The organism is Thermobaculum terrenum ATCC BAA-798 (assembly GCF_000025005.1).
Classification (GTDB): domain Bacteria; phylum Chloroflexota; class Chloroflexia; order Thermobaculales; family Thermobaculaceae; genus Thermobaculum; species Thermobaculum terrenum.
Window position 1 is genome coordinate 48,161 of sequence record NC_013525.1, and the last position, 14,391, is coordinate 62,551.

Consider the following 14,391-nt stretch of genomic DNA (forward strand, 5'->3'; position numbering starts at 1 on the left):
ACTTCCGCTCTAAGGTTTATAACTACGGCTAGGTTAGCCTATCATCATAGTTAGACTATCATAAATGATAAATTACAGCTGACTACTTGATCAAACAGGAGAAGGCAAATTATGAATCATAGTCCAGAAGACAGAATTCTTGAGGAAACCCTAAGTAAACAGAAGGAACTGATTGAATTCTACAAAAAGGCTATAAAGCAATCCGCAGATCAAGAATGCAAAGATCTATTCAAGAGTTTGGCAAAATCACTGGACTCGGATATGACCTCAGTAGCTGAAGAGATAGCCAAGCACAGGATGGAGAGAAAGTTGAGAGAGCAATAGGGCCTTTTATGTTGTATGTGATTACAGCCTCTACTACAATATATTGTTAGTGGAGGATTCCTGTGCGTTGCCCTAAATGTGGATCTACCAGGACTAGAGTAACCGACTCTCGAGAGACTACTAACGCGATCCGACGCAGGAGGAAGTGCGAGGATTGTGGCTACCGTTTCACGACGTACGAGAGGATAGAGCAAGTCATGCCTCTAGTTGTGAAGCGAGATGGCACTCGAGAAGAATGGGATAGAAATAAGCTACTCACAGGAATAAGACTGGCATGCAACAAAAGACCAGTATCCTACTCCACTATGCAGCAGATAGTAGATGAAATCGAAGAACAGTTCTCCGGACGCCAGGAAGTAGACAGCTCAGAGATAGGCCAAGCTGTAATGAAAAAGCTCCGGGTGTTGGATGAGGTGGCATACATAAGATTTGCATCCGTATACCTTAGATTCCACGATGTAAACGGCTTCATCGAGGCAGTAGAACAAGTAAGACGTCCACAGAAACCACCAGAAGAACAGATCCCTATGAACATATAAAATCTTTTGCTTATATCCCTCCTGCCTGTTGCAACCAAGCACCACCAGTGATACACTATACTTAGTATTATAAACAGAGAGCCACTACTATATGTAGTATATAGATGGCTCGGGTGGGAACAACAGGAGGGTCAAATTGAGTGGGACAACATATATAGATACAAGCAGCATACACACCATAGAGGACCTGGAGCGAGAAGTGCAGGCCCTGATCGACTCCGGTAGGGCAACGAAGCTTGAGGGCTATCGCGAGAAGATCTTTCTGGACAGGTACGCTCGTAAGGACCCTAACGGTACACCTCTGGAACATTACCCAGAGGAGATGTGGCTCAGGGTAGCTAAGGCCATAGCCGCCGTAGAGCCCAATCCAGAGGCACAGCGACAGTGGACACTCCGCTTCTATGACATCCTGCAGGGCTTCAGGTTCGTACCAGGAGGCAGAATACTCTCCGGTGCAGGTTCCGGTGCCGAGGTTACCTACTACAACTGCTTCGTGATTCCCTCACCAGAGGACTCAGTAGAAGGCATATTCAGGAACATAACCACCGCAGCTCATATCATGCGTCGCTCCGGGGGAGTGGGGGTAAACCTCTCGAGCCTCCGCCCGCGCGGAGCTTACATCAAGACCGTCAACGGCACCTCCAGCGGGCCATGCTCCTGGGCGATCCTGTACTCCGACATGACGGGGAAGGTCATCATCCAGGGGGGTAGTCGTCGAGGTGCCCTGATGATCATGCTCGATGACGATCACCCCGACATCGAGGAGTTTGTGGAATACAAGCGTAAGAACCCCGGACATATAGATCATGCCAACCTCTCAGTGGCAGTGTCCGATGCCTTCATGGAAGCGGTCAAGAAAGATCTGCCCTGGGATCTCAAGTGGCAGGGCAAGGTCTGGAAGACCATACGAGCCCGAGACCTCTGGAGGAAGATCGCGGAATCAGCGTGGGCATATGCGGAGCCTGGACTGGTATTTATAGATCGTTATAACAAGCGTTCCAACACCTGGTACTTCGAGAACATCCGCTGTGTCAACCCGTGTGGTGAGCAGGGATTGCCTCCCTGGGGCGTCTGCAATCTGGGGGCACTCAACCTACTGGCTTTCGTCAAACACATAGATGGAGAGACCTACTTTGACTTTGAGGATCTGGCAAATACCGCCAGGGTAGCTATTAGGTTCCTGGATAACGTCATAGATGCCACGGTATATCCCTTCCCAGAAAACGAAGAGGCGCAAAAGCATGGTGCCCGAAGGACAGGGCTGGGTACCATGGGCCTTGCAGATGTGCTAATCAAGTTGGGAGTCAAGTACGGCTCGCCTGAGGCTGAACCCCTGGTGGAGCGCATCTATCGCACGATCCGGGATGCAGCCTACGATGCTTCCGCAGACCTTGCGGCTGAGAAGGGGCCATTTCCCAAGTTCGATCGCGACAAGTACATGCAAGGTGAGTTCATCCGCGAGCTTCCAGAGGAGATACAGGCCAAGATCCGCAGACAAGGTATACGCAATGCCGTGCTCCTCACACAAGCTCCAACCGGTACAACCTCGTCCCTGGCGGGCGTCAACTCCGGTATAGAGCCTGTGTTCGCCTTCGTTACCAAGAGGCGAGATCGCCTGGGAGAGCACCTTCTCTACCATCCTCTGGCTCAGGAATGGATGGACGCTCATCCTGGAAAGCCTCTCCCCGACTACTTTGTCTCCTCGGCCGACCTAACCCCGGAGGAGCATATCCGCATCCAGGCCGTAGTGCAGAAGTACACAGACTCCTCCATCTCCAAGACGGTCAACGGTCCCGAGGATAACACTGTAGAGGATGTAGAGAGGCTCTACATGCTGGCCTACGACACAGGCTGCAAGGGCATCACCTACTACAGGCAAGGATCTCGAGATGCAGTCCTCGAGGCCGTGGACACCAAGCCCAAGGAGAAAGCGGAGAAACCCGAGGAAGCCCCCAAGGCCTCGCATCCAGAAGTTCACAGATCCACACTCAAGAAGAGGCCCGATGTCGTCTCTGGTTACACCAGGCAGATACGTGCTCCAGAGGGGAAGGTGAACATCACCCTCAACTCGGATGACGAAGGGTTGCTTGAGGTCTTTATCAACCTGGGCAAGGCAGGTTCTGATATAGCGGCCATGGCTGAGGCCCTCGGCAGGCTGATATCCTTCGCGCTACAGATGCCGTCCCCGATGTCTCCCAACGAGCGCGCTGCCGAGATAGCCGACCAGCTAAGGGGCATAGGAGGCTCCAGATCTGTAGGTTTTGGTCCAGGTCAGGTCAAGAGCCTACCTGACGCGGTCGGGCAGGCATTGCTCAAGCACCTACAATCTGAAGGAATAGCCCTAAGCAACGGGAATGGAAACGGGCACGCGGATGTCGAGAGCAAAGAGCTAGTAGCGGTCGTAGCCCAAAATGGTAACCATGGTGAGGAGACCCCAGAGAGCATAGCTCAAAAGTTACTCGAGAAGACTTATCAGTTGACAGGTAACCTATGTCCTAGCTGTGGCTGCAATAGCCTTATAGCCCAAGAAGGTTGCAAGAAGTGTTACACTTGCGGTTACTCTGAGTGTTAGTTAGATGGGTCCTAATTTTGGGAGGAGCAATTAGCTCCTCCCAAAACTATTTCTTCAATGGGTGAGCAGCCAGCTCTAATTTACTCTCCACTTCGCTTGTAGTGTATCCAGAATGTTCTCTGTACGCATTTATATATGGATCTACGCTTAGTCTAAATCGAACATACTCTTCCTCTGCACCATCATCTGCAGAAAGTACCAGACCGAGATCATGTAACCTATGTCTCAATGATCTATAGTCCTTTCTCAGATACTCTCTTACTTCTTCTTCAGAGTATTCTGATTGCCTAGAGGCTACATACACGGACTCAGCAAACATAGCTAACGCATATGTAAACGAATCTTCCAGTACCAATATTCTAGGGTCATTCCAGGGTTGCCCAACCTTCCTCGATTGGTCATACAAACCAAAGCGCAAGGCGGTTATGATTCCTCTTATTATGAGGAGCACTCTAACTAAGCTTCTATCAGGCTCGAAAGGGTGAGCATAATATAAAGCACTATGTACTCTATGAGCTTCAATTACTTCTAGTAGATCCTTATTGATGTCCGCGATTCTTGTGTACAAAGCTTCAAGATTGCCCGCGTCTATGTATCTAGCAATCATAGGAACAGCTGATATATCTCCATCAACTTCCCTGTTGAGGGCTGAAGCAAGGCTACTCTTCTTGAGTAAGCTGGGATACACAGATAATAGAAAGGTAACGGACATAGTAATTACAACAAATCCGCTGAAACCTTCTGTGACTGCTACGAAACCCAACAGCGTAGAACGTGGATGAATATCCCCATAGCCTATTGTCGCCAGTGTGACACCACTGAAATATAAAGCTCCCCCAAAACCCTGATGATACTGAGTTTGAGAGAAATAAGCATCGTTAGAAATAAAAGGCCAGTATATAAGGGAATAGCCCACTACAAGAAGACACACCCAAATCCCAATCAATCCAGCAATCATCAGAGGGAAACCCCATGAAAGCACGTGATGCCTAGCTCTTCCTGGGAGTGGAGATGCAATCGCTCTTAGCAGAGACCACAAAGATCTTGTAAACAACCACTCTATTAGACTACGCCCCTGTATATGCAGCACAGTGAGAACTATATCTGTTATTGCAAGCAAGATGATACAAACACCTAAAACAATGCTAAAGACTTCCATAAGCATTCTAAATAATCATCAAAGTTGCATTAACAAGGAAGGCCAATCGAGCAAGCTTATCATTAAATATGATAAAATCTAAGGTAGTACCTAGGGTTTCCATCGACCTCAACCTGAAATCACCTACGGGGGTGAATCCTTGGCTCAACTGGAAGAGAAAGTTATTAGCAATTATAATGCCGAATCCATCCAGGTGCTTGAGGGGCTAGAAGCAGTCCGCAAGCGACCTGGCATGTATATCGGCAGCACTGATGTGCGTGGCCTGCACCATCTCATCTACGAGATTGTTGACAACAGCGTAGATGAGTCTATGGCGGGCTATTGTGATTTTATAGAGGTTCACATTCACAAAGATAAATCGGTAACTGTTAGGGACAACGGTAGGGGTATACCAGTAGGTATCCATCCTAAGCTGAAGAAATCAGCACTGGAAGTGGTAATGACCGTCCTGCATGCCGGTGGTAAATTCGGCAGTGGAGGTTACAAGGTTTCCGGTGGTTTACATGGTGTCGGAGCTTCTGTAGTCAACGCCTTGTCCGAATACCTGATTGCAGAGGTGCATCGAGAAGGCAAGATCTGGAGGCAATCCTACGAGCGGGGTGTACCCAAAACACCTGTAGAGGCTATAGGTGATACCGATAGAACAGGTACTATCATAACATTCAAACCGGACGCAGATCTATTTAGTACCCTTGAATACCAGTTCGACACCCTAGCCCAGAGATTTCGTGAGATAGCCTATCTAAACAAAGGTCTGAAGATAACTTTCATCGACGACAGAGATGATAAGGAGCTTACGCTTTACTTCGAAGGCGGTATAGCCTCATTTGTGCGCCATCTAAACAAGAATCGCAACGTCCTTACCGAGAAGCCTATTTATATACACAAACAGCTTAACGGGATAGATGTTGAGGTAGCCATTCAGTATACCGACGGATTCAATGAATCTCTGCATACATTTACAAACAACATCAATACTGTCGATGGCGGTACTCACCTGACAGGATTTAGGACCGCATTGACTCGTACTCTGAACGACTACGCTGTTAAGAACGGCTTATTGAAGGATTCTGATACGAAGCTCACAGGCGAAGACGTACGTGAAGGACTAACTGCTGTAGTCAGTGTCAAGCTGCCGGATCCTCAATTCGAAGGCCAGACTAAGAGCAAGCTGGGGAGCTCAGAAGCAGAAAGGGTTGTTGCGAGCGTAGTAAGAGATGGGCTATTGAGCTATTTCGACGAGAACCCATCAGACGCTAAGAGGATCATTGAGAAAGCTATAACCGCAGCTCGTGCGAGAGAGGCCGCCAGAAAAGCCAGAGACCTGGTGGTTCGCAAGGGCGCGCTGGACGGGATGACGCTTCCCGGTAAACTTGCAGACTGCTCTGAAAGAGACCCAAGGCACTCAGAGCTATATATAGTCGAGGGCGATTCAGCTGGTGGATCTGCCAAGCAAGGAAGAGACCGAAGATTTCAGGCCATACTTCCGCTTCGAGGCAAGATCCTAAACGTTGAGAAAGCCAGACTCGACAAGATGCTCTCCAGTGCAGAGATAAAGGCGCTAATCACAGCCCTTGGGACAGGTATAGGGGATTCTTTTGATATTTCCAAGCTAAGATATCACAGAATCTTCCTAATGACCGATGCTGATGTAGACGGGGCACATATCCGCACCCTGCTCCTTACTTTCTTCTTCAGGCATATGCCGGATATCATCAAGAATGGACACCTTTATATAGCCATGCCTCCCTTGTACAAGATACAGGTAGGAAAAGAGAAGTACTTTGTCTATTCGGACGAGGAGAGAGACAGGGTTCTAGCCGGACTAAATGGCAATAGATCAAAAGCAATCATACAGAGGTACAAGGGTCTAGGAGAGATGAATCCAGAGCAGCTTTGGGAGACTACTATGGATCCAAGTACCAGAACTATTATGCAAGTCACAATCGAGGACGCTGTGAAAGCAGACGAGTTGTTTGATATGCTTATGGGTTCTAATGTGGCCCCCCGCAAGAAGTTCATACAGTCCCACGCCAAGAGCGTAAGAAATCTGGATATATAAAAACTAAGGATTCTTATAGAGGAAAGGAATAGCCCACCAAAAGCATTCTAGGTGGGCTATTCTTATTTGGCATCTGAAGCTGGATAATAGCGTTAGCAGAAAATTCTCATCTACAGGAGGAATATATACTTGCGAGTAGCTGTCGATGCTATGGGAGGCGATAAGGCCCCGGACGAGATAGTCGAGGGAGCTCTAAGAGCGTCAAATGAGCTAGGGATAGATATTACCTTGGTAGGGAAAGAAGACGTAATAGCGCCACTACTGAGCAGTAAGCCTTCCCAAAGACATATAGAGATCATACATACACCTGAGATCATAGCTATGGACGAACACCCCGCAACGGCGGTGAGGAAGAAAAAGGACTCAAGCATCGTTCGGGGGTTGGAGCTGCTCAAAGAAGGTAAGGCTGATGCTTTTGTTTCAGCTGGCAATTCTGGGGCTGTGATGGCTGCTTCCCTATTCGTGCTTGGGAGATGTACGGGCATAGACCGCCCTGCTATCGGGACGATAATACCCGGGAAAGAAGGCCCGGTGCTGCTCATAGATGCGGGGGCAAACGTAGATCCTGAGCCTGTACACCTTCTACAATTTGCGTTCATGGGAAGTATCTATGCTAGAGAAGTTATGAGGATTGGTAACCCTAAGGTAGGATTACTGAGTAATGGAGAAGAGGAAACTAAAGGCAACAAACTAACTTTACAGGCTCACAAGTTACTCAAAGGATCTAACCTAAATTTTCAAGGTAATGTAGAAGGTAGAGACGTCACAAAAGGAACTGTGCATGTCATAGTGACTGATGGCTTTACGGGGAACGTGGTCCTGAAAACTGTAGAGGGTGTCGCTGAGGACCTGGTTAGTATTATAAGAGAAGAGATAACATCCGGCATACTGAACAAGGTGGGTGCATTAATACTTCAGGGAGCCTTTAGAAAGGTAGCCCAAAAGCTCGATTACGCAGAGTATGGCGGCGCCCCATTACTTGGAGTCAGAGGGAACGTCTTTATAGCCCATGGGCGTTCTAACGCTAAAGCAATAAAAAATGCTATCAGGCTGGCACATGAAGCAGCTTCCCATAGGATACCCAAGTTGATAAGTGACAACAATATAATAGTTACGGGTAAGGAGATGTTCCAACAGGATTTGTGAGATGTCAGCAGTAATCGGAATAGCACTGTCTCTGGATACGGGCAAGAACAAGATCGCAAGATTTTATGGAGGGCTTCAATACTTTAGGGCAATCAGATCGGCAGGAGGCGTGCCAGTAGGATTACCATTGTTGGATGAGCATACACTACGTCAAGCATACGACAGGATGGATGGGATACTCCTTATGGGGGGAGGGGATGTAGCTCCTCAGAGATACGGTGAAAAGCCTATCCCAGAGTTAGGAGATGTAGAAGAGTACCGAGATGAGCTTGAGCTAGCACTCATAAGGTGGGCACGAGAGGACAATAAACCTCTGCTAGCTATATGCCGTGGCATACAGATCTTGAATGTAGCATATGGTGGAACTCTCTACCAGGATATAGATGCTCAAAATCCTACAGGCTTAGATCACAGGCTATCAACCAAGACAGGGAAAAGAAGTTACATCGCCCACAAAATGTCGATACAAGAAGGTACAAGGCTTTATAGAAGCATCTTAGAGAAAGAGATTCCAGTAAATTCCATGCATCATCAAGCTATAAAAGATGTGGGCAAAGGACTGGCTGTCACGGGCTGGAGCGAGGATGGGATAATAGAGGCCGTTGAGGATGAGAGCAACTCTTGGATAGTGGGTATACAATGTCATCCTGAAGAGCTATGGGAGGAACACCTGTGGGCAAAGCGCCTGTTTGAGTCCTTCATCAGAGAAGCTAGCTTCCAAGCTAATAGGCGCAACCCTGACAGAACAATTGGAGCGTTAGTCAAGGATTAGCTTGCTAGTCTGGATTTATTTTCTGGGCCAAATATTCTATTAGCAAGCTCAATGCTGCAGCGTTAGTGGATGCTATATTTTGGGCTCGTGTACCTCGCCAAATCCTTCGTATATACCAAGATCCCTCAGGTGTAGATATTGCTACATACACTAAACCCACTGGTTTTTCTTCAGTTCCGCCTTCAGGCCCGGCTATACCGGTAGTCGACAGGGCGATATCAGCACCCATAAGTTTTCTTACGTTATTAGCCATCTCAAGCGCACAAGCCGAGGAGACAGCACCGTGGATGCTAATTGTACGCTCCGAGACACCAAGTATCCTAATCTTTATGTCGTTTGAATAAGCTACTACACCACCGAGAAAAAATCTGGAACTACCTGGAATCGATACTATAGACGAAGCCAGTGATCCTCCGGTACAACTCTCAGCTACAGAGAGGGTCAAATTCCCAATCATTCGGTAAACTTGAAAAGCAAGAGATATTGAATTAGCCATATCTTGCGGTGTATCTTACCTCCCCATTACACTGGACTCTCAGTGTAATACCAGAAATCATCAAAATTAGGAAGGAGATCCATGGCAGTAATAGATGACGTATACGCACTGGAGATTTTGGATTCCAGAGGTAATCCAACTATTCAAGTAACCGTAGTTCTTGATAGTGGGGCCTACGGCACAGCTGCTGTTCCATCAGGGGCATCCACTGGTGCACACGAGGCCATAGAGCTACGTGATAAAGATCCGATTCGCTTTGGTGGCAAAGGGGTGCTTAAGGCCGTATCTAACGTGAACGAGATCATAGCCGAGACCATACTGGGAGAGAACGTCAACTCTCAAAGAGAACTAGACCAGATACTACTAGAACTGGATGGTACCCCCAACAAATCCAATCTGGGCGCTAACGCTATTCTTGGCGTTAGCCTTGCATTTGCACACGCTATGGCAGCAGATCTTAATCTACCTCTATATATGTATCTCGGAGGCGCCATAGCCAGGACTCTCCCTGTGCCAATGATGAATATACTTAATGGTGGTAAGCACGCGGACAACAGCACAGACATGCAGGAATTCATGATCATGCCCATCGGTGCTTCCTCCTTCTCAGAAGCGCTGAGGTGGGGTTCTGAGGTGTATCATGCTCTCAAGAAGGACCTTGATAACAGAGGATTCAATACCAACATAGGCGATGAGGGTGGCTTTGCTCCTTCGCTGGACTCCAACAAAACTGCTATAGAGGCCATTCTTAGGGCAATAGAGAACGCTGGATACACTCCTGGAGAGCAAATAGTTATAGCTCTGGATCCCGCAGCTACAGAGCTTTATCAAGGTGGACAGTATCACCTCAAGAAAGAAGGCGAAGTTCTCACTAGCTCTGAAATGGTAGACTTCTGGCAAGAGTGGATAAGACAATACCCGATAGTCTCAATAGAAGACGGGCTTGCTGAAGATGATTGGGAGGGCTGGACACAGCTCACCGAGGCCATAGGTAACAGCGTACAACTAGTCGGAGACGACCTTTTCGTAACTAATACAGATCGCATCAGGGAAGGGATAGCTCGAAGAGCTGCTAATAGTGTACTGATCAAACCTAACCAGATAGGTACCCTTACTGAGACTATAGAAGCCGTGGAGCTTGCCCATAAGGCTGGCTGGACTGCGATAATGTCTCATCGTAGCGGAGAAACCGAAGATACAACCATAGCAGATCTAGCAGTAGCTCTTGGGACAGGACAAATCAAGACTGGAGCGCCTGCCAGGGGTGAAAGAACAGCCAAGTATAATCGCCTACTCCGAATTGAGCACGAACTTGGTGATGATGCTATTTACGCCGGATGGTCTGCTCTTCGAAGGAAGGATTTACTGTCTCGCTAAACTAGCCTGGTATCAGGAAATCTCATAGTAATAGGCCACCAGTTGGTGGCCTATTACTACTGGTGTTGATCATCTCCAGAATTAGCATCATTACAAAAGACCAATCAAAGTTAGGAGTCGTAGCATTTACCAATACTCGACAGGGTTGGCTTAGATCTACAACTAATAAAGTTGAGTTTCAGCTATAACACACCTATTGGTGGCTATTACCTGGAATACAGAAAGTCAATATACCTGCTAACAGGACCATTGCCAGCCACAAAAAGTACAATAAGTCATGCCCCACCGATCCTGAAGTAAGTATATAAGTCAAGCCAAGGCCAGCGAATGATACTCCTAGTATACAGGTAGCAAGAGCTGCATTGTTGTTGGCTATCTCTAGATCCCAGATAAGTTTACGATAACCCAAAAGATATCTAACCCCACAAAAAATTAGGATTATGCCGCCTACAAGGGATATCAGAGGAGCTAAAACCAGCAGCAGAGTCGTGACAGCCGTCATAATCTTACTTTAAGAGTACAGAAATCCACTGCCGCCATACTGGTATATCAGATTGCCTGTTTGTACCAGTTTGTTCTTCACCTGCAGTGAGCACCTTTTGTTGTCGCTTAGGCGCTTGTGGGTTCGGAACTACAAATACCGGAATGTCGCCTGGTTTCACCATACCTAGCTTTTCTCGTGCTACTCTCTCTACGTATACGGAATATTCCTTCCCGGACAACATTTCCAGCTGTTCTTGAAGCTCCCTGTTCCTAGCCTCCTGCTGTTCTAGCTTGGCCCTCTCTTGAACCAGAACCTGATTAAGGTTCCTAGCCTTCCATGCCTGCGCAACAAAGGCCAAAGCAAAGTAAGCAGCACAGAGCAGAAGGACTAATCTGGCAATCTGAGAACGTCTATCTCTTATCAGGTCTAGGTTCAGCAATCCCAGACTTCCCCTTTCTTCGTGTAGTCTAGTGTAAACAGGGAAAGAGACAAGTATCAACCTATAAGTAAGCCAGGATCTGCGGACGCTTCAAGTGCCACTCGGTGCTCTGTTGGTAGGCATAACCCACTTTCAGTAGTGTAGATTCATCAAAAGCCTTACCAAGAAGCTGGAGTCCCACTGGTAGATCATCACTAAACCCACAAGGGATGCTTAAGCCTGGTATTCCAGCCATGTTAGCAGGAATCGTAAACAGGTCAGATAGGTACATGGATAATGGGTCCTGTAACTTGGATCCAAGCTTGAAGGCTACTGTAGGGCTTGTAGGAGTTGCTATAACATCACACTCCTTGAATGCCGCATCAAACTCTGATTTGATAATAGTTCGAACCTTCTGAGCTTTGAGGTAATAGGCATCATAGTAACCAGCGGACAGCACATAAGTACCAAGCATGATACGCCTCTTAACCTCAGGGCCGAAGCCTTCCTCTCTAGTCTTCATATACATATCGATTATGTCTTCAGCATCAGGAGCCCTATGACCATACTCCACCCCTGTATATCTGCTCAAGTTCGACGATGCTTCGGCAGGGGCAATGATGTAATACGTAGCTAGAGCGTAATCAGTGCTAGGTAGAGATATATCTACTATTTTAGCTCCTAATGATCCAAGCTTATCTATGGCCTCTCTTACAGCCCTTTCTACTCCAGGCTCCATGCCTTCAACAAAGTATTCTTTCGGAACTCCGATTCTTATACCTCTAATATCCTCACTCAATGCATCCCCATACTGAGGAACATCTATTGGAACACTAGTAGAATCTTTGGGATCATAACCAGCTATAACCTGTAACACATCGGCCAGATCTTCTACCGTCCTTGTGATAGGACCTATCTGATCAAGAGAGCTGGCAAAAGCCACAAGACCATAGCGAGACACCCTACCATACGTAGGTTTAAGTCCCACTACACCACACAATGCAGCTGGTTGCCTGACACTTCCACCTGTATCTGAACCTAGAGTAAAAGCTGCCTCGCCTGCTGCAACCGCCGAGGCAGAACCTCCACTGCTACCGCCGGGAACAGTTGTAAGATCCCAAGGATTTTTTGTAGGGCCATAAGCAGAGTTCTCAGTACTGCTCCCCATGGCGAACTCATCCATATTCAGCTTGCCCAATAGCACACAGCCAGCTGCGCATAGCTTTTCGTAAACTGTGGCATCATATGGGGGTATATAGTTCTCAAGCATCTTAGAACCACAAGTGGTCTTTATGCCCTTTGTAGATATTATGTCCTTTAGGGCCATGGGGATACCTAGCAGAGGGGATTTCTCCCCAGAAGCCAGCTTTTTATCTGCCTCTTGGGCTTGCTGAAGAGCTAAGTCCGCAGTAACAGTTAGGTAAGATCTGATCTGAGGATCAACTTGTTCTATTCTTCTAAGGTAAGCTTCTGTAAGTTCTACAGAGCTTACATGCTTATTATCAAGAAGCTTTCTAAGTTCTCTAATACTCAGATCTACCAAATCTCTATTATCTCTATGTTTCATACCCCAACACCGTTATAACTTTGAAGCAGTTTTCTTCTTTTTCTGGTGCATTAGCTAGCATCTCATCCGTGGAGTAGCTAGTTGAAGGCTCATCCTTAGCAAAGACATCCAGAAGCTCAATGACTTGAGCAGTAGGAGGAATAGCTTCTGTATCTAGCTCAGAAAGCTTATTTACATGCTCAATTATCGAGGATAGTTGATCACGGAAAAGCTCTACCTCGGCATCCGTCAGGCCCAAGCGAGCCAATCTGGAAATGTGTAATACCTGCTCACTACTAAGCCCCATGTGACTCCCTTAGAGAATGTTTTTGACACGCAAATTATACCAGTCTTACAGATTAACTTTCTTATGCCTGAGTATGATGCTTTGAAGTATTCCTTCCGATGTGAGCAAAGTTACTAGAGAGCTGCCTCCATAAGATATGAAGGGAAGAGGTATACCTGTCACTGGCATGAGTTGTATATTCATCCCTATGTTTACAAAAACCTGAAATAGTATGATTGCAGCAACACCTACAGCTATCAACTCACCGTACTTGTCTCGAGCCTTGGAGGCTATCCTTATAATCCTCCAAAGAAGAAGACCGTAGACTACTAGTAATGCCATCATGCCAATAAATCCAAACTCTTCCCCAATTACAGATGCTATGAAATCTGTGTGTTGTACTCTCAGATAGTGCAACTGACTTTGAGATCCGCTCATGAACCCTTGTCCCCAAAATCCCCCAGATCCTACACTGATGGTCGCCTGGATAATGTTATATCCTGAGCCAAAAGGGTTATCCTCTGGTCTCAGAAATATAGCTATACGCTCAATCTGGTAGGGCTTGAGCAGGAACCTACCACCAATCACAGCAAATGGAATCAAGAGCAGGAAAAGCCTCATCAGGTACTTTACAGGTATGCCTCCAAACAACACTAAAGATACCCACGCTGCTCCCAACACCATCGAAGTACCTAAATCCGGCTGTAGGAACACCAGGGCTGTTGGGGGAGCAATAATACATATAGAAATTATCAAGCGCTTTAGGTCCCGCTCACCTCTTTTTTTCTCGCAAAGAAACCCTGCTAATACCAGGACCATTAGCAGCTTGGCTAACTCGCTAGGTTGCAATGGGAACGGTCCTAGGTCTATCCACCTAGTCGATCCGTATGCCGTATGGCCTATAACAAACACCAAAGTGAGGAGAAAAAGCACCAAGCCATATATTACCCATTTCCAGTTGAGCAGGAACCTGTAATCTACGGTGGCCATTATGCTCATAAAGAGCAAACCAACTATCAGGTATATAAACTGTCTAATCACTAGGGGATTTAGAGTCAGCGGCCCTGGGTCGCTGGTAGCACTATAGATCATTACAAGTCCAAAAGAGCTAAGAGCCAAGGTACATAACAGAAGTACCCAGTCGAATTTACGCCACCAAGGAGTTGTGATCTCCTCGCGAGAGTTCAAGGGCAACTCTCCTTACTAATCG

Annotated in this window: 13 protein-coding genes; 7 read left to right on the plus strand and 6 right to left on the minus strand. The window is 47.1% G+C overall.

The features are described 5' to 3' along the window. Window positions 1-111: 111 nt before the first annotated feature. From TTER_RS00235 to TTER_RS00245, 3 genes are all read left to right on the plus strand, one after another. Complete coding sequence (locus tag TTER_RS00235) at window positions 112-324, plus strand: hypothetical protein (protein ID WP_012874005.1); 213 nt, start codon at window positions 112-114, stop codon at window positions 322-324. Window positions 325-386: 62 nt separating this feature from the next. After that, entirely contained in the window at window positions 387-863 is a 477-nt protein-coding gene (gene nrdR / locus TTER_RS00240) for a transcriptional regulator NrdR (protein WP_012874006.1), read from the plus strand. A 136-nt stretch (window positions 864-999) separates the two neighbouring features. Beyond that, window positions 1,000-3,435, plus strand: a complete 2,436-nt coding sequence (locus tag TTER_RS00245; RefSeq protein WP_012874007.1) for an adenosylcobalamin-dependent ribonucleoside-diphosphate reductase — start codon at window positions 1,000-1,002, stop codon at window positions 3,433-3,435. 46 nt (window positions 3,436-3,481) lie between these two features. Here the strand turns inward: TTER_RS00245 and TTER_RS00250 are convergent, their stop codons facing one another. Next, window positions 3,482-4,594 (minus strand): potassium channel family protein, encoded by a 1,113-nt coding sequence (locus TTER_RS00250; protein WP_169302590.1) that lies wholly within the window; start codon window positions 4,592-4,594, stop codon window positions 3,482-3,484. A 139-nt stretch (window positions 4,595-4,733) separates the two neighbouring features. On the opposite strand from TTER_RS00250, the gene gyrB reads away from it, so the two are divergent. The 3 genes from gyrB (at window position 4,734) to TTER_RS00265 (ending at window position 8,574) form a co-directional block, all read left to right on the plus strand. Next, complete coding sequence (gyrB, locus tag TTER_RS00255; RefSeq protein ID WP_012874009.1) at window positions 4,734-6,656, plus strand: DNA topoisomerase (ATP-hydrolyzing) subunit B; 1,923 nt, start codon at window positions 4,734-4,736, stop codon at window positions 6,654-6,656. Window positions 6,657-6,785: 129 nt separating this feature from the next. Further along, a complete protein-coding gene (plsX, locus tag TTER_RS00260; RefSeq protein WP_012874010.1) occupies window positions 6,786-7,802 on the plus strand; it encodes a phosphate acyltransferase PlsX in 1,017 nt (338 codons plus the stop codon). Window position 7,803: 1 nt separating this feature from the next. Next, entirely contained in the window at window positions 7,804-8,574 is a 771-nt protein-coding gene (locus TTER_RS00265; RefSeq protein WP_012874011.1) for a gamma-glutamyl-gamma-aminobutyrate hydrolase family protein, read from the plus strand. 4 nt (window positions 8,575-8,578) lie between these two features. Here TTER_RS00265 and TTER_RS15190 read toward each other — a convergent pair whose 3' ends face one another. Beyond that, window positions 8,579-9,070, minus strand: a complete 492-nt coding sequence (locus TTER_RS15190; protein WP_012874012.1) for a CinA family protein — start codon at window positions 9,068-9,070, stop codon at window positions 8,579-8,581. A gap of 81 nt (window positions 9,071-9,151) precedes the next feature. On the opposite strand from TTER_RS15190, the gene eno reads away from it, so the two are divergent. Further along, the gene (eno, locus tag TTER_RS00270; RefSeq protein ID WP_012874013.1) at window positions 9,152-10,447 is read left to right on the plus strand and encodes a phosphopyruvate hydratase; all 1,296 of its coding nucleotides are present in this window, start codon (window positions 9,152-9,154) and stop codon (window positions 10,445-10,447) included. A 506-nt stretch (window positions 10,448-10,953) separates the two neighbouring features. On the opposite strand, the gene TTER_RS00280 is transcribed toward eno, so the two are convergent. The 4 genes from TTER_RS00280 to rodA form a co-directional block, all read right to left on the minus strand. After that, window positions 10,954-11,370 (minus strand): FtsB family cell division protein, encoded by a 417-nt coding sequence (locus tag TTER_RS00280; RefSeq protein WP_012874015.1) that lies wholly within the window; start codon window positions 11,368-11,370, stop codon window positions 10,954-10,956. Between the two features lie 61 nt (window positions 11,371-11,431). Then, entirely contained in the window at window positions 11,432-12,916 is a 1,485-nt protein-coding gene (gene gatA, locus TTER_RS00285; protein ID WP_012874016.1) for an Asp-tRNA(Asn)/Glu-tRNA(Gln) amidotransferase subunit GatA, read from the minus strand. Continuing rightward, window positions 12,906-13,202 carry an Asp-tRNA(Asn)/Glu-tRNA(Gln) amidotransferase subunit GatC gene (gene gatC, locus TTER_RS00290; protein ID WP_012874017.1) on the minus strand — a complete coding sequence of 99 codons (297 nt, stop codon included), beginning with the start codon at window positions 13,200-13,202 and terminating at the stop codon, window positions 12,906-12,908. The genes gatA and gatC overlap by 11 nt, the downstream gene beginning before the upstream one ends. Before the next feature lie 45 nt (window positions 13,203-13,247). Then, entirely contained in the window at window positions 13,248-14,369 is a 1,122-nt protein-coding gene (gene rodA / locus TTER_RS00295) for a rod shape-determining protein RodA (RefSeq protein WP_012874018.1), read from the minus strand. Window positions 14,370-14,391 lie beyond the last annotated feature (22 nt).

What these genes read in the sequence shown, in the direction of transcription:
- TTER_RS00265 (WP_012874011.1), top strand. Translation starts at nt 7,804, where the DNA reads ATGTCAGCAGTAATCGGAATAGCACTGTCTCTGGATACGGGCAAGAAC.
- eno (WP_012874013.1), top strand. Translation starts at nt 9,152, where the DNA reads ATGGCAGTAATAGATGACGTATACGCACTGGAGATTTTGGATTCCAGA.
- TTER_RS00250 (WP_169302590.1), bottom strand. Translation starts at nt 4,594, where the DNA reads ATGGAAGTCTTTAGCATTGTTTTAGGTGTTTGTATCATCTTGCTTGCA.
- gatC (WP_012874017.1), bottom strand. Translation starts at nt 13,202, where the DNA reads ATGGGGCTTAGTAGTGAGCAGGTATTACACATTTCCAGATTGGCTCGC.
- TTER_RS00235 (WP_012874005.1), top strand. Translation starts at nt 112, where the DNA reads ATGAATCATAGTCCAGAAGACAGAATTCTTGAGGAAACCCTAAGTAAA.
- TTER_RS15190 (WP_012874012.1), bottom strand. Translation starts at nt 9,070, where the DNA reads ATGGCTAATTCAATATCTCTTGCTTTTCAAGTTTACCGAATGATTGGG.
- gatA (WP_012874016.1), bottom strand. Translation starts at nt 12,916, where the DNA reads ATGAAACATAGAGATAATAGAGATTTGGTAGATCTGAGTATTAGAGAA.